General features: G+C 61.6%; 16 protein-coding genes. 6 read left to right on the top strand and 10 right to left on the bottom strand.

The genetic code is table 11. The features are described from left to right. Window positions 1-75: 75 nt before the first annotated feature. From B0G75_RS18005 to B0G75_RS17980, 6 genes are all read right to left on the bottom strand, one after another. Entirely contained in the window at window positions 76-591 is a 516-nt protein-coding gene (locus tag B0G75_RS18005; protein ID WP_106308154.1) for a hypothetical protein, read from the bottom strand. Further along, complete coding sequence (locus B0G75_RS18000; RefSeq protein ID WP_258194542.1) at window positions 591-3,020, bottom strand: DUF6531 domain-containing protein; 2,430 nt, start codon at window positions 3,018-3,020, stop codon at window positions 591-593. The genes B0G75_RS18005 and B0G75_RS18000 overlap by 1 nt, the downstream gene beginning before the upstream one ends. A 356-nt stretch (window positions 3,021-3,376) precedes the next feature. Beyond that, window positions 3,377-4,312 (bottom strand): choline ABC transporter substrate-binding protein, encoded by a 936-nt coding sequence (locus B0G75_RS17995; protein WP_106308148.1) that lies wholly within the window; start codon window positions 4,310-4,312, stop codon window positions 3,377-3,379. 98 nt (window positions 4,313-4,410) lie between these two features. Further along, window positions 4,411-5,412: a GlxA family transcriptional regulator gene (locus B0G75_RS17990; protein WP_106308145.1), complete on the bottom strand. Its 1,002-nt coding sequence runs from the start codon at window positions 5,410-5,412 to the stop codon at window positions 4,411-4,413. A 7-nt stretch (window positions 5,413-5,419) separates the two neighbouring features. Then, window positions 5,420-6,322 (bottom strand): choline ABC transporter permease subunit, encoded by a 903-nt coding sequence (gene choW / locus B0G75_RS17985; RefSeq protein WP_106308142.1) that lies wholly within the window; start codon window positions 6,320-6,322, stop codon window positions 5,420-5,422. Further along, window positions 6,315-7,493 (bottom strand): glycine betaine/L-proline ABC transporter ATP-binding protein, encoded by a 1,179-nt coding sequence (locus B0G75_RS17980; RefSeq protein ID WP_012426915.1) that lies wholly within the window; start codon window positions 7,491-7,493, stop codon window positions 6,315-6,317. Before B0G75_RS17980 ends, choW begins: the two co-directional genes overlap by 8 nt. A 526-nt stretch (window positions 7,494-8,019) precedes the next feature. On the opposite strand from B0G75_RS17980, the gene B0G75_RS17975 reads away from it, so the two are divergent. Further along, on the top strand, window positions 8,020-8,217 hold the full coding sequence (locus B0G75_RS17975) for a hypothetical protein (protein WP_374956906.1): 198 nt from the start codon (window positions 8,020-8,022) through the stop codon (window positions 8,215-8,217). A gap of 104 nt (window positions 8,218-8,321) precedes the next feature. Here B0G75_RS17975 and B0G75_RS17970 read toward each other — a convergent pair whose 3' ends face one another. The 3 genes from B0G75_RS17970 to B0G75_RS17960 all read right to left on the bottom strand — a co-directional run bounded on the left by B0G75_RS17970 (window position 8,322) and on the right by B0G75_RS17960 (window position 11,371). Next, complete coding sequence (locus B0G75_RS17970; RefSeq protein WP_106308139.1) at window positions 8,322-8,642, bottom strand: DUF4148 domain-containing protein; 321 nt, start codon at window positions 8,640-8,642, stop codon at window positions 8,322-8,324. Between the two features lie 171 nt (window positions 8,643-8,813). Then, the gene (locus B0G75_RS17965) at window positions 8,814-10,511 is read right to left on the bottom strand and encodes a long-chain fatty acid--CoA ligase (RefSeq protein WP_106309112.1); all 1,698 of its coding nucleotides are present in this window, start codon (window positions 10,509-10,511) and stop codon (window positions 8,814-8,816) included. 86 nt (window positions 10,512-10,597) lie between these two features. Further along, window positions 10,598-11,371, bottom strand: coding sequence for an SDR family oxidoreductase (locus B0G75_RS17960; protein ID WP_106308136.1), 774 nt, complete (start codon window positions 11,369-11,371; stop codon window positions 10,598-10,600). A gap of 267 nt (window positions 11,372-11,638) precedes the next feature. Here B0G75_RS17960 and B0G75_RS17955 point away from each other — a divergent pair, with 267 nt between their 5' ends. Together B0G75_RS17955 and B0G75_RS17950 are read left to right on the top strand one after the other, a co-directional pair. After that, on the top strand, window positions 11,639-13,444 hold the full coding sequence (locus tag B0G75_RS17955) for an acyl-CoA dehydrogenase (RefSeq protein WP_106308134.1): 1,806 nt from the start codon (window positions 11,639-11,641) through the stop codon (window positions 13,442-13,444). A gap of 306 nt (window positions 13,445-13,750) precedes the next feature. Further along, complete coding sequence (locus B0G75_RS17950; RefSeq protein WP_106308131.1) at window positions 13,751-14,113, top strand: BON domain-containing protein; 363 nt, start codon at window positions 13,751-13,753, stop codon at window positions 14,111-14,113. A gap of 138 nt (window positions 14,114-14,251) precedes the next feature. On the opposite strand, the gene B0G75_RS17945 is transcribed toward B0G75_RS17950, so the two are convergent. Beyond that, on the bottom strand, window positions 14,252-14,821 hold the full coding sequence (locus tag B0G75_RS17945; RefSeq protein ID WP_106308129.1) for an XRE family transcriptional regulator: 570 nt from the start codon (window positions 14,819-14,821) through the stop codon (window positions 14,252-14,254). Window positions 14,822-15,058: 237 nt separating this feature from the next. Here B0G75_RS17945 and B0G75_RS17940 point away from each other — a divergent pair, with 237 nt between their 5' ends. The 3 genes from B0G75_RS17940 (at window position 15,059) to B0G75_RS17930 (ending at window position 18,473) form a co-directional block, all read left to right on the top strand. After that, window positions 15,059-16,450: an LLM class flavin-dependent oxidoreductase gene (locus B0G75_RS17940; RefSeq protein ID WP_106308126.1), complete on the top strand. Its 1,392-nt coding sequence runs from the start codon at window positions 15,059-15,061 to the stop codon at window positions 16,448-16,450. Between the two features lie 194 nt (window positions 16,451-16,644). Then, window positions 16,645-17,190 carry a flavin reductase gene (locus tag B0G75_RS17935; RefSeq protein WP_106308123.1) on the top strand — a complete coding sequence of 182 codons (546 nt, stop codon included), beginning with the start codon at window positions 16,645-16,647 and terminating at the stop codon, window positions 17,188-17,190. Between the two features lie 38 nt (window positions 17,191-17,228). Further along, the gene (locus tag B0G75_RS17930) at window positions 17,229-18,473 is read left to right on the top strand and encodes a nitrate/nitrite transporter (RefSeq protein WP_106309109.1); all 1,245 of its coding nucleotides are present in this window, start codon (window positions 17,229-17,231) and stop codon (window positions 18,471-18,473) included. Window positions 18,474-18,486 lie beyond the last annotated feature (13 nt).

Below are 18,486 nucleotides of genomic sequence, written 5' to 3'. Positions count from 1 at the left end.
GCTTGAGGACTAAAGCAGCGAGCCGGAATATTGACGCACACGTAACGTCCCCGGCCCATCCCGTAAGTAAATTGACTACAGGTCTATTCTGAAGCGCTCTGGCGGTTGTAGAAAAAAAGGATAGAAGTTCTTCGCACACTCCATGATATTGGCTGGGCCATAAAAGACGCCAACGTCCCATGATTGATCGCCAAAAGCGATCCAGTCACCATCAACTGGCATGATGGCATAGTGCTGATGATTCACACCAAGCGCGTCTGCGGGACTTCCACCCGGATCCTCCATCATAAAATGAAAGAACTCATCATCCGAGTTCTCGCCACGATGAATGAAGCCCGGATACTTTCCAAAATGATGGTGGAAGTAGTCGAACGGATCGGGATTCAAAATCAGCGTCACAAACTCGGTATTACTCTGAAAAGCGAGCAACGCCTGTAAAAGATCGTAGAATTTCTGTGTCGCGATATCGATAGGATCGAAGTACAGCAACTCGTCGCGTGGCTTGCCCGCGAGTAAGCGAATCTCTGCTTTGGCACGATCGAAATACGTCCGGAACTGTACTTCGTCTCGAATGAAATCCAACTTACTCATTATTTTTCCAGGCGGATTTTAACGGTCGCCTTTTCGGCACCAGAAGGGAAATATTCGGCTGTAGGAACGCCCGTATTTGAATGCTCCCGCACTGTATATTTAATTTCGCCCTTTGTAAGGATATCAGTCCTTCCATCTTTACTAACAGTCTGCGCATAGCCACTCTCCACAAGGTTGGCTTCAAATTCAGCTTTCCCTATATCGGTTTGAATGTTTCGCACACTCTTACCGATTGTGATATCAGTGTATTCCGAAGTGATCCGCCCCGGCGAAATCCCATCCACCTCCGTCTCCGCAGCGGGCTTGCACATCTGCTTGATGCGATCCCAGTTCTCGGCAGCTTTTCTGGCGCCCTGACCGATGCCATAGCGCACAACCGGGTTCTGCAACAGCCGATAGACCATCGCGATACCGCGGACCGTGCCGTCGATCAGCCCGGCCGAAAAATGACAGCCGCTGCAAACGGTTGACGCGCCCAGGAAGTTATCCCCCAGCAGTCGACGCGCGCCCTGAAGATTCGCAGGTGGCCCGACCGGCGAGTCACCATAGTTATAGTTATCGATCCATTGATTGGTTTCGTCGCTGGAGACCGGAATGTCCGTGCCATCGTTCAGGTCAAGAACGCTGCCGTCGTTCGCAACCGTACCTGTGCGCGATAAAACCCGTCCGTCTGGCGAGTAGCCGAATCTCGCCTTGAACACGCGTCGAATTCCGCCGTTCGCCGGACTCGCATATTCATTGAACTTGAAGTTGTCGATGCGTCCGCGCCGGTCATAACGGAGATAAAAATCGCCCGTTGGGTTATAGCCGTACTGGACACGGTGTGCCGCGTCGCGCGAGATGAACTCCGTCGCTTGTGGGATGTCTCCTAGCGCGATAATGGCGAACACATTACCCGTTGAGTCACGATTGACCTTCCACTGAGCCGCGGACTTTCCGTCCGCCAGTTGCATCACAAACGCAAGCCGGTTGTCGGCGTCGTAGGTCATGCCGTACGCGGTAGTCACCCCATCGGCCTTCGTTGCATCGAAAGCGCTGGAGCCCGTCGCGTCGGTAGTCGGCGTCTCACTTATCCCTGTGACATTGCCGTTCGCGTCATACACGAAAGACTGGATCAACCTTGGCGATGCGATCATCGACGGACGCAGACCGCTCGCGTCGTAGTAACGGATCGTCGTGATCGATGTGCCGCTCGTGCTCTTCACCGTTGCCCGAACCGGCCGCCCTGTATCGTCGTAGCTGTATTCAGACGTGCCACCGCTGGCGTCAGTGTCTTTCAGCAAATTGCCTGATGCATCCCACCCCGAGTTCGTATTGCCCTCGGTCGAGGCGCTCCCGGTAGGCCGGAGCATGCCGCCGATCGACGACAAACTCAGCGTGGTAGAACCTTTGCCACCGGTGATAACCGTCGAGCCCGCGTTATAGGCCAACTGCACGTTCTGTCCAGCATTGGGATGACTCACCGCCACCGCACGACCTTGAGCATCGTAGCTCCACGTCGCAATGCGGTTGCCCGACTCGTCGATCTCTCCAGTCAATGCGTTCTTGAACCGCGTGTCGTCGTAGACGTAGCGGCGCACATATCCATCCGGCCACGTGACCGAAACAAGATTGCCGTTCGCGTCGTACCCGTACTGGGTCAGGCCACCTAATGGATCATTGAGACGCGACAGACGACGCTTATCGTCGTAGTCAAGCCGAAGCGCGATGTCCTTGTTGGCGTCCGTGCCTTCGGCATGCTGCGTAACAGTGGTCAGCAGACCCGAACCGTCATAGCTCAGCGTGCGAACAAAACCTGTCTTCGTGCGTTCAGCCAGCAGCACGCCTTGGCCGGAGTACGATTCAACGGTCTCTGTGCTGAGGTCGGTGAGTGTCCATCCAGAATCGTTCTGCGCCAGCGCCAATCCAGTGAAGGCCTTGGTGCGCCAGGTACCAGCCGACCAGACGAAAGTAATTGGCTCACCACTCTGCCGATAGGCCAGCACCGTTGACGTGCTGCCGTTATTGGCATTCGTTAGTCCGAGGTTACGCTGCCAGCTATGGAACCAGACCGGCCCCATCGCCGTCGCCGATGCTATCAGCGACTTTGAACGATACGTTCGCGCGAAAAGCATCGGAATCTCGTCGCCGCTGACAAAGTCGGCCTCCGTCAACGTGACTGCTCCGCTGCCGGGATATACCGGGTCAGCAACCGGACAACTGGCCTCAGGCTGATCATCCGCCGGTGTCGCGCACCACGCGTCGATAAGCGGCAAACTCACGCAGTTGTAGTACTGCATGCCGCCTGGTACGCCAGAGTAAGCATCCCACCTGCAACTGGACGAACCTGGCTTTGCGCCGGTGGCCGCCCATACCGCATTGCAATCAGCCGCGTTCGCTCCGAACGCCATCATGAGCAGCATGAATGCGGCGAGCAGGTGCGCCGCCATTCGGGCCGGACTCTCTTTAATTCTGTTTCTTATCATGGTTGTCCCTATTCGTTGTACCTGGTTAAAGCCCAAGCACCCTATAGGGACTGCAACAAACGAAAAATCCGACAACTCTTAAAATTACGGCAACCTTGCACTAACTTTGCCGCAAGCGACAAGCACTGACGTACGTCGTAGGAACTTCGAATCGCAGCTGTCAGACGACATCGAACCGCACTGCGGAAATGCCTGATCCGATATCAACACACAAGAATGTCAGTAGAGTGCAGAGTTGTTCGCGCCGGAAGAAAACGAAGCGACGTTAGGGGCCTCCGCGAGGGAGAGCCGCCTAGTCGCCGCGTTCTAAATATCCCGTTTCACTTCCCCGCCACGTACGCCTTCACAGCCGGCAACCCATCCTTCCCGTCATACGTCTTCACCCCCGCCAGCCACTTGTCCAGCACCGCCGGATTCGCCTTCAGCCATTCGCGCGCGGCCTTGTTCGGATCGGTTTTATTCATGATCGGCAGCATCACGTGATTCTCGATATCGGTCGTGAATTGCAGATTCGACACCAGCTTCGCGACGTTCGGGCAGCGCGTCGAATAGTCGCTCGGCGTGACCGTCAGCACTTTAGCTTCGCCATAGTTCGGCCCGAACACCGCATCGCCGCCGGACAGATAATCGATCTTCATCTGCACGTTCATCGGGTGCGGCTCCCAGCCGAGAAACACGATCGGCTTCTTGTCGCGCATCGCGCGGTTCACCTCGACCAGCATGCCCGCCTCGCTCGATTCCACCAGCTTGAACTTGCCGAGCCCATATTGATTGGTGTCGATCATCTTCTTGATCAACGCATTGCCGTCGTTGCCCGGCTCGATCCCGTAGATCTTGCCGTCGAGCTTGTCGTAATTCTTCGCGATGTCGGCGAACGTCTTGATGCCGGACTGATACGCGTAATCCGGCACCGCAAGCGTGTATTTCGCGCCGGTCAGATTCGGCGTCGGCAACACGCTGAGCTGGCCGGACTTCCTGAACGGGTCGATCATCGGGTCCATGGTCGGCGACCAGTAGCCGAGGAACACGTCGATCTGCTTGCTCTTCACGCCGGCGAACGTGATCGGCACCGAAGCGATCGTCTTGGTCGGCTTGTAGCCGAGCCCTTCGAGCACGGTCGACGCCAGGCCGGTAGTCGCCGCGATATCGGTCCAGCCGACGTCGGCGAATCGCACGTCGCGGCAAGTGGCAGGTTCCGCGGCCAACACAGACGACACAGACAGCGCGCACAACGACGCAGCCCACAAACGTTTCATGGCTTTCCCTCAGGGTGATTGATGTTTGACTGGATTGGATGAAGCGGATTGTTTTACGCCGCTCATTACGCGGACACTAAGCGGACAATGAGCGACCACTAAGCGGACAAGCGCCGCTCGACGCTCGGCGCATGACCGAACTGCGCGCGATACGCCTTGCTGAAATGACACGCCGAATGAAAACCGCACACGGTCGTCACGCGCGCAATCGAGGCATCCGTATTACGCAGCAACTCGCGCGCGCGCCGCAATCGCAGCGTCAGGTAATAGTGCGTGGGCGACACGCTCAGGAACATCTTGAACATGCGCTGCAAATGCCGCTGCGACAGATGCACGAGCCGCGCGAGTTCGTCGAGCGATAACGGCTCCTCGATATTCGCTTCCATCAGCCGTACCACCTCGACGAGTTCCGCGCGCGAGAAACCGACCCGCGCGTCGACAGGAATATGCTGGTAATCGGTCGAGCCGCGAATCCGTTCGACGATGAACTGCTCGGACACCTGCGCCGCCACCGCATGACCCAGCCGCATGCCCACCAGTTTCAGCATCAGGTCGAGCGGCGCGGTGCCGCCGGTGCAAGTCATGCGATCGCGGTCGATCACGAACAGTTCGTCGGCGAAACGCACGTGCGGGTAGCTCTTGTGCAACGGCGACATGTCTTCCCAATGCACGGTGCAGCGATAGCCGTCGAGAAGGCCCGCGGCCAGCAATGCAAACGGTCCCGTGCAAATACCGCCGAGCGGTACGCCCTTTTTCGCGACTTCGCGCAGCAGCGCGATCACCGTGTCGTCCACGTAATCTCGCACGTGCCAGCCGGCGCAGACTATCAGCACATCCGGCATGCCGGCTTCAGCGAGCGTCGTGGTGGGCTTCACCGTGATGCCGTTGCTCGCTCGCGCGGGCTCGCCGTCCGGCGTAATCACCGACCACCGGTAGTGCTGCGCGCGGCCCACGTAGTTGGCCATGCGCAGTACCTCGACCGCGCTGGTGAACGCGATCATCGAAAAGTTCGGCAGCGTCAGAAAACCGACGTGCGCGAGCCCGGACAGCGGCGAATCGGCCTCGGGCTCGACAGGCGTGAGCAGCGCGTCGCGCTTCATAGGCGGCTCAGCCGTGTTGCGCAGCCGGCTCGCGGCGCACTTTCATGACGCTGCGCAAGCCCGACAGCAGCGGCGCGCGCGCCGTGCCCGGCGAACGGCCGAAGCTTTCCGTGATGCGGTCCAGAATGATCGCGAGCATCACCACCGACAGTCCGCTTTCAAAACCGAGCCCGATGTCGAGCCGCTGGATACTGGCCAGCACGTCGTTGCCGAGACCGCCCGCGCCCACCATCGACGCGATGATCACCATGGAGAGCGCCATCATGATGGTCTGGTTGACGCCGGTCATGATGGACGGCAGCGCATTCGGAAACTGCACCTTGTAGAGCAGCTGCAACGGCGTGCAGCCGAACGCCTGCCCTGCTTCGACGATTTCCCGGTTCACATGCTTGATGCCGAGCGACGTGAGACGCACCGCCGGCGGCATGGCAAAAATCACCGTGGAGAGAATCCCCGGCACGCGGCCGAGACCGAACAGCATCGCGGCCGGAATCAGGTAGACGAACGCCGGCATGGTCTGCATCAAGTCCAGCACGGGGCGCACGATCATCTCGACGGTACGGCTCTTCGCGGTCCAGATGCCGAGCGGCACGCCAAGCAGCAGACTGATCAACGTCGACGACAAGGTCAGGCCGAGCGTGATCACCATCTGGTCCCAGAACCCGGTGCCGTAGATCAGCAGCATGGCGAGCAGCGTGAACAGCGCGAAACGCCAGCCCACCCGCCATAGCCCGACGCCGACGAAGAACGCCATGAGTGCCCACATCGGCACTGCTTGCAAGCCGTGTTCGATCACCGCGGCAAAGCTCTCGATCACCTTGCCGATCGAATCGAAAGTTTTTGCGTCGTGGTCGAGCAGGTAGTGAACGCCGTGATCGACCCAGGCGCCAAGTGGAATGACTTCAGACATGGGAACTCCGATGGCGCGTGAGAACGTTCAGCACGTTCGTCTTGTTGACCGAACCACAGTAAGAACCGTCGGCTTCGACGACCGGCAGCGGCGCGCGGCTCGCCACCACGAGTTCGACCACATCGTCGAGCGGCGTGGTGCGGCGGATGCATTCGATCTGGTTGACCTGCGGCGAGGCGCTGCCCATCGCGTCGCGGCATACGAAGCCGCGAATCTTGCGCTCGCTGTCCAGCACGAACGCGTAGTCGGCGCTGCCGTTGAGCGTGGCGGCCACGCTCGATGCGTCGATCTGCGGCGAGTGCTGCATGAGCGGCACGGCGTCGGTCTGCATCAGATCGCCGGCGGTCAGATAACGGCTGGTGTCGATGCCTTCGAAGAAGGCGCGCACGTAATCGTCGGCGGGATTGGTGATGATCTGCTGCGGCGTGCCGACCTGCACGACCCGGCCGCCTTCCATGATCGCGATACGGGTGCCGATGCGCATCGCCTCTTCCAGATCGTGCGACACGAACAGGATGGTGCGCTGCTGTTCGCGTTGCAGATCGAGCAGCACGTTCTGCATTTCCTTGCGCTTGAGCGGATCGAGGGCGGAGAACGCCTCGTCCATGATCATCAGCGACGGGTTGACCGCCAGCGCCCGCGCGAGACCCACGCGCTGCTGCATGCCGCCCGACAGTTGCGCGGGCAGCTTCTGCGCGAACGGCGCGAGGCCGACCTGCTCGAGCACGGTCATCGCGCGTTTCTCGCGCTCCTTGCGACCCACGCCCGCCACTTCAAGTCCGAACGCCGCGTTGGACAGCACGGTGCGCTGCGGCATCAGCGCGAAGGACTGGAACACCATGCTCATGTCCTTGCGGCGCAGCGCCGTCAGCTCGGAGCGCGGCACGCTGGCCACGTCGCGGCCGTCGATCAGCACCTTGCCGGCCGTCGGCTCGACGAGGCGATTGATCAGGCGGATCAGCGTCGACTTGCCGGAGCCGGACAGGCCCATCAACACGAAGATCTCGCCTTCCTTGACTTCGAACGATACGTTGTGGACGCCGACAATCTGACCGGTGCGCGCGAACACTTCCTCTTTCGTCGCGCCGCCTGCCAGCATGCCGATCGCCTGTTTCGGGTTGGTGCCGAACACCTTGCACAACCCTTCGACCACGACCTTGGGGGAATTCATTGAATACTCTCCTATGTCGACCGGAGTTAGCGCTTTAGCGCTCGCTGCGGTCGCGTGCAACGCTTCGACCGGAGTAAGCGCTTTTGCAAGACGACAGCCAAAAGCACTTACTTCGGCCCCATGCAAGATAGTTGTTGCGGTGACAAACGCCCGTCCGCGCTGTGCATACATAGTTGCCAGAAAAAAGTATCGCTAGCCGACTATTTGCGACAGGCACATGTGGAAATGCGACACCCCTTTTTTGGGCATGCCGGCCGGCTGGCGCCGGAGCCCTATGGGGCAAGGCTTTGGTGGGTGCGGAGGGGAGCTTTGAGGCGTGTCGCGTTAGAGCAAGTGGAAGCGTTGCGATGCAAAAAAGGGGTGCGCGCGAACGTCTTCAGGCGTCGTTGCCGCAGCGCAGCAAGCGCCCGCACACGTCGACGCCCCTCGGCCAGGCGCAGCGGGGCCGATGAAACCGGAGCTGCGCATGCGCGGATTGCGCTGTTCAGGACGACATCGTAGCCGTTGTCCTGACTGAGTATGATCCGTGGACGGCCACGACATTCTGATGCGCGCCGAATGGGATAACGCGAAGTCTCTCGCCGATGGCCTGCTCGTCGACGTCCTGCCCGACCAGCGCACGCCGGGCGCAGACATCTACGAAGTGTACCCGCAGCAGTCACAGATGACAGCGCGGGTCAAGGCGATCGTCGACATGCTGGCCAAGGCCCTCGGCGCGCGTTGAGAAGGTCCTGCTGAAACAGGCCAGGCCGTGTTGACCGGTTCGCGGGACGCGAGCCGTACCGGCAGCCGCGCGACGTCAGCGGCGCCGCGCGGCTGCCTGGACGATTACTGGCTCGCGCCTGTTCCGATACCCGCCTTCTTCTGCGCTTTCTGCAGCTTGTCCGGATAGTTCGGGTCGTTCTGGGACGGCTGATAGCCTGCGTCTTCGAGCTTCTTCAGTTCCGCATTCTTCTTCGCTCGGGCTTGCTTGCGCGCCTCTTTACGCTCCGCTTTGGTGGGCTTCGCACTGCTCGCCGCGGCGGGCGCAGCCGACATGGCAGCGTCGCTCGCGCCTTGAGCCGCGGCGAGCGGAATGGTGCCGGCGACCATGGCGGCAACGGCAACGGCAACGCCGAGCATGATCTGTTTAATGGCAAAGCTCTTCATTTTCAATTCCCCTCTCGAAAGTTGGCAATAGCAGTCAAGCACATTCAAGCTTGTCTGTGAGTCTTTTGTTCACCACCGCGAGCCCCGCACGATACTCAGTACGGACTCGCGCTCAAAGCTTACAGGCAAACCATCAAAAGAGTCAGTTCAACGCCACGAGCGGGTGTTGCATCAAGCAGACGAATCTCGTGAGCCAGCCACGCGCGCCGCATCCTCCTCCTGCAATTTGCGCCACAAGATTTTGCCGCTGCCCGACTTCGGCAGCGACGCCACGAACTCGACGATACGGGGGGCCTTGTACGCGGCCATCTGCTCATGCGCCCAGTCGATGATCTCCTGTGCAGTAATCGTGCCCGCATCCGCCGTGTCGGGCACCACCAGCGCCTTCACGGTCTCGCCGCGCTTTTCGTCCTTCACGCCGATCACGCAGACCTCGTGAATCGCCGGATGCCGGTACATCAGCGCCTCGACTTCAGCCGGCCATACCTTATACCCGGACGCGTTGATCATACGTTTGAGACGGTCGGTCATGAAGAAATAACCGTCTTCGTCGATATGGCCGAGATCGCCGGTTCGCAGAAACCGCTTGCCGTCGATTTCGATGAACACTTCCGCCGTCGCCTTCGGATTACCCCAGTAGCCCTGCATGACTTGCGGCGCATGGGTGACGATCTCACCGGTTTCGCCTTGCGGCAGTTCCTCCAGCGAGACCGGATCGATCACGCGCGAGTCCACGTCGAACACGGGAATGCCCAGGCACTGCGGCTTCGGACGATGCGGCGGATTGATGTGCGTGCCGGCAATCGTCTCCGTCATGCCGTAGCCTTCGACATAGTCGAGTCCGGTCAGCGCCTTGAGCTTTCTGGCAATCGCGTCCGGCATCGCCGCGCCGCCGCCGCGCGTGCCGGTTAGGCTCGACAGATCGTATTCGTCGAGCTTCGGGTTCGAGAGGAAATCGACCATCATCGTCGAGATGGACTGCCATGCGGTGACGCGATATTTCTGCATGCATAGCGCGGCGGCCTCGCGATCCCAGCGCGGCAACAGCACGATGGTCGCGCCGGAAAAGACCGCGCTGTTCATGCCGCCTTGCATGCCGGTCACGTGAAAGAGCGGCAGCACGGATAGATGAACGCCCTCCGGCGGCGACGAGAACCAGACGCAGCCGCCGAGCGCCGTGCTCATCACGCTGCGGTGCGTATGCATGCAGCCTTTGGGCTTGCCGGTGGTGCCCGACGTGTAAGGCATCACGCACAGATCGTCCGGACCGGTGGTGAGCGGCCCCGGCGCAATGTGTCGATCAAGCACCTGCTGCCAGGACGTGACGCCGGCAATCGTGAACGTCTTGCGTGGCGCGGCGACGAATTCAGGCACGGGAATCGGCGAGGTTTTCTTCAGATAATCGCTATACGTCGCGACGATTGCGTGCTCGATGCCCTTGCCAGGTCCGCTGCCGATCAACGGCTCGACGTTCGCGAACAGACATTGCGGCGCGATGATCGTGGTCGCGCCGCTGTCCTCGACGTAGTGCGCCAATTCGGCGGTCATGTTCATCGGATTGACCGGCACCACCACCGCGTTCGCCCGCAGGATGCCGTAGTAAGCGATGATCCATTGCGGGCTGTTCTGCATATACAGCAGCACGCGGTCGCCGGCCTTGACCTGACACTCCTGTTGCAGAAAACCCGCGATTCGTTCAGCTTCGTCCTTGAATTCGGCAAACGTGATCACCGTATCGTAGAAAATGATGAACGGCTTGTGGGGATAGCGTGCCGCCGAGACTTCGGCGTTGTAGAAGAGATTGGTCTCGGGCAGCGTCAAGTGCAGTGGCAGTTGCGGCGGCCAATGCGGGTGATGGCGTTCGTTCATCAGCGTCTCCAGCTTGTTACTGTCGGTGGGCGTTGGCTTGCTGCCGGGCGCTTCTTTCACAGCGCCGCGTAGAACCCGCGTGACGCTCAGATGATGATCGCGCCGCCATCCACCGCGAACTCCTGGCCGGTGATGTGGCGCGACGCTTCGCTCGCGAGAAACACGATCGGACCTTTGAGATCTTCTTCGCCGCCCAGCCGCTGCAAGGGTGTATGCGCGACGATCGTTTCTCCGAGCTTATCGAGCAGACCCACCGTCATCTTCGAGGGAAAAAAACCCGGGCAGATCGCATTCACGTTGATGTTGTACTTGCCCCACTCCGCGGCGAGCGCCCGCGTGAAATTGATCGCGGCGGCCTTGGACGTGTTGTACGCAATCGTGTTTATGCCCGGCGGCGAACCCTTCAAGCCCGCCACGGAAGCGATATTGACGATCTTGCCCGCGCGCCGCGGGATCATGCTGCGCTTGCCGACTTCGCGAGCGAGAAAAAACGGCGCGTTGACGTTCAGGTTCATGACCTTGTGCCACGCTTCGTCGGGATAGTCTTCGGCGGGTGCGCCCCATGTCGCTCCCGCGTTGTTGACGAGAATGTCGATGCGGCCGTGCACGCCCAGTACTTCATCCACGAGACCGGGGATGCCTTCGAAGCGCTGCAGATCGTTGACCACCGTTTGCACTTCGATACCGAGTTGTTGCAGATGCGTTTTCGCTTCGGCAAGTTCGTCGGCCTTGCGCGCGGTGATGGCGACGCGGCAGCCCATTTCGCCGAGCGCCTCGGCCATTTGCAGACCGAGGCCGCGCGAGCCGCCGGTGATGAGTGCCACCTTGCCGTCCAGTTGAAACAGGTCCTTCACAGACATTGCGTCGCTCCTCCAGATTTGTTCTGCTATGCAGATCGGTATGCCGTGTTTTGCGCCCATCATACGTGCCGAAATTCGGCCTGTAAATAAAAGCACGATCATTCACTTTCGAGATAAACTGGCATACATGATCGGGTGGCGAAGCATCGGGAATTACCCGAATGCCGCGCCTTTCAGCCGCACCGAGCCGATGTGTTCGAGGGCGTTTACGCTTTGCCTTACGACGATGTTCCGCATAACGGCGTACTTTTTCACGGGTCTTCTCTCATGCAAGATGCGCAGATCATCAACTCACGTGATCTCGAGTTTCAGTTGTTCGAAGTACTCGAAGCACAGACGCTCACACGCCGCGCGCGTCATGCCGATCACAGCCGCGAGACCTTCGACGCCGCGCTCGATACCGCGCATGCGGTCGCCGTGGAAAAGTTCGCGACGCACAATCGTCTCTCGGACGAACACGAGCCGCAGTTCGACGGTCAACGCGTCACCCTGCCCGCCGAGGTGAAAGACGCGCTCGACGCCATGCGCGCCACCGGCTTCCTCGCCGCGGGCAAGGACTACGAATGGGGCGGCATGCAGTTGCCGTCGGTGATTTCGTTTGCGTGCCTGTCGCTCTTCAAGAGCGCGAACATTGCGACCGCGTCGTATGCCATGCTGACCACGGCGAACGCGAACGTGATCGAGCGCTTCGGCAGCGAAACGCAAAAGCGCAAGTATCTGCAAGCGCTCTTCGAAGGACGCGCGTTCGGCACCATGGCGTTGACGGAGCCGCAAGCAGGTTCGAGCCTGTCCGATCTCGTCACGAGCGCCACGCCCAATCCGGACGGCACTTATTCGATTCGCGGCAACAAGATTTTCATTTCAGGCGGCGACCACGAGTTGAGCGAGAACATCGTGCATCTGGTGCTGGCGCGCATTCCCGGCGGGCCGCCGGGCGTGAAAGGCATTTCGCTTTTCACCGTGCCGAAGTTCCATGTCAACGAAGATGGCAGCCTCGGGGCGCGCAACGACGTCGCCCTTGCGGGACTGATTCACAAGATGGGCTGGCGCGGCACCACGTCGACCATGCTGTCGTTCGGCGAACATGGCGAATGCATCGGCGAACTGGTGGGCGAGCCGCATCACGGTCTCGCGTATATGTTCCATATGATGAACGAGGCGCGCATCGGCGTCGGACTCGGCGCGGTCATGCTCGGCTACCGCGGCTATCTCGCGTCGCTTGATTACGCGCGCGAACGGCCGCAAGGACGCCGCCCCGACAACAAGAATCCGCTCGACCCGCAGTTGCCGCTGATCGAACACGCCGACGTGCGCCGCATGCTGCTCGCACAAAAAGCCTATGTGGAAGGCGCTTATGCGTTGTGCCTGTACGCGGCGCGTCTCGTCGACGAACAGAACACCGGCGAGAGCGAAACCGCGCGCGCCGAAGCAGGCCTGCTGCTCGATCTGCTGACGCCGGTGGTGAAATCCTGGCCGTCCCAATGGTGTCTCGAAGCGAACAGTCTCGCGATCCAGATTCACGGCGGCTACGGCTACACGCGTGAATATCCGGTCGAGCAGTTCTATCGTGACAATCGGCTCAACATGATTCACGAAGGCACGCACGGCATTCAGGCTATCGATCTGCTCGGCCGCAAGGTGACGATGAAACAGGGCGCGGCGCTCAAACAACTGGCCTGCGAAATCCAGCAGACAATCGGTACAGCGCGCGAGCATCCGGCACTGCACGCGCACGCCGATGCGCTCGGCGCAGCATGGACCGATCTGACTGCCACAGTCGAGGCGTTGCTGCCCACGCTGGCCCATGAAAGCGAACGCGCGCTCGCCAACGCGAATGCATTTCTCGAAGCCTTCGGTCATATCGTGATTGCGTGGACATGGCTGCGCCAGGCGATCGTGGCAAGCGCCGCGCTACCTGCATCGCGTAGCGAAGCAGACGCGGACTTCTATCGCGGCAAGCTGCATGCGTGTCAGTGGTTCTTCCGCTGGGAACTGCCGCGCGTCGCGTTGATGCTCGCCACCTTGCGCACCCTAGACGACACCACGCTCGGCATGGCGCCGCAATGGTTCTAGGCGTCGCAGTCAATGCGCACCTTGGCACGCATTGACAAACCGCCCAACCCGATATGTGGAACATCGTCGTCACACGTGCGCAACACAAGCCCTCGCCATGATTGCCGGAACGGCTGCCAATGCGGCGTTCAGGGCAGTTTTTCCAGCATGAGCGCTTCGGCTGGAGTATTGTTTAAGCGCGCCGGGAGCGTCGCGGCATCACTCTTCTACAAGACAGGGTGCTCCTCGTGGGCGGAAAAGGGCTCGCAAGCGCGTGGTTTTTTGCATGCAACGAAGCGACATCAACTTTTCGAGGATGGAGAAAACGTGAAAACAGTCAATCTTTTGAAGGCGCTCGGCATCGCATTGTGTTTGGCAACGACGGCCGGCGCCTATGCGCAGTCGAGCGACGCGATGGCGTCCGGCGACATGGCGGCGCCCAGTGCCAAAACGGTCAAGAAGACGGACCGCGCGCTGGGCCTGCAAGTGCGCAAGGCTCTCGCGAAGGCGCAGGGTTTCGACGTATCGAACGTGTTCGTCCGGGCCCGTGGCGGCGTGGTGACGATCACCGGATCGGTGCCTGACGGCGCGCAGATTCCGCAGGCGGAGGAAGTGGCGAAAGGTGTGGCCGGCGTGACGTCGGTGAACAACAAGCTCACGATCGGCACGCAAGGCGGCGGCGGAGGTTAAGCGACCGCTTTCACCCGATGACTTGCCGGTGACCACAGGCAACGCCGCTCGTCGCTCCATGCGGGCGTGAGGCGTTGCCTGTTGTCCTGGTATTTGAAACGCTTATTGAAGCGCCCGTTGAAACTTACGTGCAAACGCCTATCGTCGAACGAGGCCGACCACGTAACGGCACACGTCTTCGCCCGCGTTGAAGAATTCGCATTCGAGCGGCGCGCCGAGCTGCAGACAATCCCCCGCTTCCAGCCGATATACCTGCTTGCCCTCCCGGAAGGTCAACACCCCGAGCGTCACCCAGATCTGTTGATGCTGGAACACGAAAGCATCCGGCGGGTACGGTACTTTCACGCCCGGCGGCAGCTCGATCTCCAGCAATTCCAGCACACCGCCCGTGGGTGGCGAGATGCGCCGGCGCGTGTAGCCGGTCTCCGGGTCTTGCCAGACTGACTGGTCCGCATGCCGCGCGAGCCGTTCGCCAGTCTGCTCGGCAAGCGCCAGCAAGGTGGACAAGGTCAGGCCAAACGCACCAGACAGACGCCCGAGCACCGTCGCCGTGGGACTCGCCTCGCCTCGTTCGATCTTGCTGATCATCGCCTTCGACACGCCCGAGCGCTCCGCCAGTTCGCTCAGCGACCAGTTGCGCGCCTCGCGCTCCGTCTTCACGCGCAAGGAGATCGCCTGGGTCAGATCGATTGCAGCGGATTCGGACATGGAAAAATGGATGCGTTGGAGAGTGAGGAAAGTGGGCCCGCAAATTATATCGAGGCAGGGCGGCCATCACGCTGATCTCCGCGCTCGCCTCGCCGCTCATTAAAAGCCGAAATCAATGTCTTGCATAGTGATTTTTCGTCCACTATATTAAACGAAAGATCGCGACAGCAATCCGCAAAAGCGCACGCGACTTGAACGCCCAGCCATGAGCATTCGTCCACCCAGCCGGAAGACACCATGCCGAAGGAAATCGTTCTCAACGCTTTTGACATGAACTGCGTCGGCCACATCCAGCAAGGCATGTGGACCCATCCGCGCGATCAGTCCGCGCGCTATACGGATCTACAGTACTGGACCGACTACGCCCGCACGCTCGAAGCGGGCCTGTTCGACGGCATCTTTTTCGCCGATGTCGCCGGCGTCTACGACGTCTACGGCGGCAACCCCGACGCAGCCATTCGCGGCGCCGTGCAGGTGCCGGTCAACGACCCGACGCTGCTGATTCCCGCCATGGCCGCGGTGACGCGTCATCTGTCGTTCGGCGTCACGTCCAATCTCACGGTCGAGCAGCCGTATCTGTTCGCACGGCGCATGTCGACGCTCGATCATCTGACGCGCGGCCGGGTCGGCTGGAACATCGTCACCGGTTATCTGGACAGCGCCTCACGCGCGATCGGCCTGAGCGGCCAGATGGCGCACGACGACCGCTACGACCTCGCCGACGAATACATGGAACTGGTCTACAAACTGTGGGAATGCAGTTGGGAAGACGGCGCGGTCTTGCGCGACAAGGTCCGGGGCGTGTATGCGGATGCGTCGAAGGTGCACGTGATCCACCATCACGGCAAGCAGTATCGGGTGGACGCCATGCATCTGAGCGAACCGTCGCCGCAGCGCACGCCGGTGCTGTATCAGGCGGGGTCGTCGGCGCGCGGCAAACGGTTCGCCGCGGCACACGCGGAGTGCGTGTTCGTCAACGGCCAGGCGAGGCCGGCCGTGAAGGCAATCGTCGACGATATCCGCGCGCACGCGGTGGCAGGCGGCCGCAAAGCCGACGACATCAAGGTGCTGCTCGGGCAAACCGTCATCACCGGACGCACGGACAGCGAGGCGCAGGAGAAGTACGCGGAGTACCGCCGTTATGTCAGCTCCGAGGCGGCGCTCGTGCATGCGGCAGCCTCGCTCGGGATCGACTTCGCGCTCTACGACCTCGACGAGCCGATCGAAACCGGCAAGAGCGAGGCCATCGTATCGAACGTCGAGGCCATGACCCGAGCGGCGGGCCCGCAGTGGACCAAACGCAAGCTGCTCGAACAGATGGTGCTGGGCAGCCGTCAGGCGCCGCTCGTCGGCTCGGCCGAACGAGTGGCGAACGAACTGATCGCGTGGACCGAAGAAGCGGGCGTGGATGGTTTCAATCTATCGCGTACGGTCGCGCCGGAATGCTTCGAGGATTTCGTCGCGCACGTCGTGCCGATTCTGCAGGAACGCGGCGCTTACAAGCATGCGTATCGTAACGGCACGTTGCGGGAGAAACTCTTCGGGCATGCGCGTCTGCCGGCTAACCATACTGCGGCGAAGTTTCGCTCGCCGCATTGTGCCGCGGCGCCCGTCCCTGGCGATGCCTGACGCCTGCGCCGTGATGCACGCTTCAGTCACGCGCGTTCGGCTGCCAGGCGCGGAGCTGCAAAATGCCGCTTGCTCGTTTGCGCCACCGCCCTGGTTCCAGGGCATCGTTATCGATAGCACCGTCATGCGGATTCTCACTTCGTGCCGTCCGCGCCGTCATAGAGCGGCACAACGATTCTTTCGCAGAGGCTCACATGCTTGAGAGGAGCACCTTCCGCGACGCGATGGCCGGCCTCGGCGCCGCCGTCAACATCATCACGAGCGACGGCGCGGCGGGTCTGGCCGGCTGCACCGCATCCGCAGTGTGCGGGGTGACGGACGAACCGCCCACGCTGCTCGTCTGCATCAATCGCAGCAGCCGCAACAACGCGGCTTTTCGCGTCAACGGCAAACTCTGCGTCAACGTGCTCAGCGCCGAGCAGCAGACGCTCGCCGCGCACTTCGCCACCAGCAGGCTGCCGATAGCCGAACGCTTTGCCGCAGCGCAATGGGACACCCTCGCGACGGGCGCACCGGTCCTGCACGGCGCGCTCGCTTCGCTGGACTGCGAGATCGAATCGGTGACCGAAGTCGGCACGCACACGGTGTTCTTCTGCGCGGTGAAAGCGGCGCATACAGATGCTGAAGGCGACGCGCTGATCTACTACGGCCGCCGCTATCACCGCGTCGGCGCGCGCTCGCTGCACGCGACGCATGCGGCCGAAGCCAGCGACGCGCTCGCTGCCGAATCGGCCGGCTAATGCACGATGAACCGCACGATGCACCGCACAAGACTCGCATGAAAGAAGCCTCGGCAAACCCGCATCGACCGAGCCACGCGGCAGCCGGCAAGACGCGTTCGCTCGTAATTCTGCTGCTCTGCCAGGTGGGCGCGATGAGCGTGTGGTTTTCATCGTCGGCGGTGGTGGCGATCGTCAGGCAGGCCGAGAGTCTGTCTGCCATGCAAGCGACCTTGCTTACGAGCGCGGTGCAGGCCGGGTTCGTGGCCGGCACCGTCACGAGCGCCCTGCTCTCCCTCGCCGACCGCTTCGATCCACGGCGGCTCTTCATGATCAGCGCGTTGACGGCAGGCGCGGCCACCGCGTGTCTCGTCTTCCTCGCGCCGGCGAGCCCGCTCGCGATCCTGCTGCGGCTGCTGACCGGCATCTGCATGGCCGGCGTTTATCCCGTCGGCATGCGGCTCGCGGCGACGTGGGCGAAAGGCGATCTCGGTTTGTTGATCGGGCTGCTGGTCGGCGCGCTGACCTTCGGCTCGGCGAGTCCGCATCTGCTGGCGGCGCTCGGCGGTTCGAACTGGCGCGCGATCTATGGCATCTCGGCGTGCTGCGCGCTATTGTCCGGCGTCGCGATTCTGCTGTGCGGCGTCGGGCCGAATATGGCGCGCGCGACGCGCATCGAATGGTCCGCGCTGGCGGGCGCCTGGCGTAACCGCGCGCTGCGGCTCGCGAACCTCGGTTATCTCGGCCACATGTGGGAGTTGTACGCGATGTGGGCGTGGCTCGCCGTATTCCTGCAAGCGAGCTTCGCGGCAGCCGGCATGCGAGAGCCGCGCGCGGCGGCCGAATGGCTCACCTTCGGCGCGGTCGCGGCAGGCGCGCTCGGCGCGTGGCTCGGCGGCGTGCTGGCGGACCGGCTCGGCCGCACCACGGTGACGATCGCCGCGATGGCCGTGAGCGGCGCCTGCGCCGCCTTGATGGGCTGGCTGCTCGGCGCGCCGGTCTGGCTGGTCGGCTGCGTGGCGCTGTGCTGGGGGATTTCCGTGATCGCCGATTCCGCTCAGTTCTCGGCGAGCATTGCGGAACTCGCCGAGCCGGCGTCGATCGGCACGTTATTGACCGCGCAGACCTGCGCGGGTTTTCTGTTGACGCTGGTGAGCATTCATCTGGTGCCGGACGTCGTCGCGTTGGCGGGTTGGCGCGGCGCCTTCAGCATGCTTGCCGTCGGGCCGCTGCTCGGCTGTATCGCGATGGCGCGGTTGCGGCGTTTGCCGGATGCGCGACGGCTTGCGGGCGGCCGGCGTTAGAAACGCCGGCCGC

The organism is Paraburkholderia sp. BL18I3N2 (assembly GCF_003001875.1).
Taxonomy (GTDB): domain Bacteria; phylum Pseudomonadota; class Gammaproteobacteria; order Burkholderiales; family Burkholderiaceae; genus Paraburkholderia; species Paraburkholderia phytofirmans.
Note: the sequence above shows the minus strand (reverse complement) of the source record. Positions and strands in the feature narration are given on the sequence as shown.

Coding starts and splice junctions, on each gene's coding strand:
- B0G75_RS17970 (WP_106308139.1), bottom strand. CDS start 8,642: ATGAAGAGCTTTGCCATTAAACAGATCATGCTCGGCGTTGCCGTTGCC.
- B0G75_RS18000 (WP_258194542.1), bottom strand. CDS start 3,020: ATGGCGGCGCACCTGCTCGCCGCATTCATGCTGCTCATGATGGCGTTC.
- choW (WP_106308142.1), bottom strand. CDS start 6,322: ATGTCTGAAGTCATTCCACTTGGCGCCTGGGTCGATCACGGCGTTCAC.
- B0G75_RS17930 (WP_106309109.1), top strand. CDS start 17,229: ATGAAAGAAGCCTCGGCAAACCCGCATCGACCGAGCCACGCGGCAGCC.
- B0G75_RS18005 (WP_106308154.1), bottom strand. CDS start 591: ATGAGTAAGTTGGATTTCATTCGAGACGAAGTACAGTTCCGGACGTAT.
- B0G75_RS17990 (WP_106308145.1), bottom strand. CDS start 5,412: ATGAAGCGCGACGCGCTGCTCACGCCTGTCGAGCCCGAGGCCGATTCG.
- B0G75_RS17980 (WP_012426915.1), bottom strand. CDS start 7,493: ATGAATTCCCCCAAGGTCGTGGTCGAAGGGTTGTGCAAGGTGTTCGGC.
- B0G75_RS17995 (WP_106308148.1), bottom strand. CDS start 4,312: ATGAAACGTTTGTGGGCTGCGTCGTTGTGCGCGCTGTCTGTGTCGTCT.
- B0G75_RS17940 (WP_106308126.1), top strand. CDS start 15,059: ATGCCGAAGGAAATCGTTCTCAACGCTTTTGACATGAACTGCGTCGGC.
- B0G75_RS17955 (WP_106308134.1), top strand. CDS start 11,639: ATGCAAGATGCGCAGATCATCAACTCACGTGATCTCGAGTTTCAGTTG.
- B0G75_RS17935 (WP_106308123.1), top strand. CDS start 16,645: ATGCTTGAGAGGAGCACCTTCCGCGACGCGATGGCCGGCCTCGGCGCC.
- B0G75_RS17945 (WP_106308129.1), bottom strand. CDS start 14,821: ATGTCCGAATCCGCTGCAATCGATCTGACCCAGGCGATCTCCTTGCGC.
- B0G75_RS17960 (WP_106308136.1), bottom strand. CDS start 11,371: ATGTCTGTGAAGGACCTGTTTCAACTGGACGGCAAGGTGGCACTCATC.
- B0G75_RS17965 (WP_106309112.1), bottom strand. CDS start 10,511: ATGAACGAACGCCATCACCCGCATTGGCCGCCGCAACTGCCACTGCAC.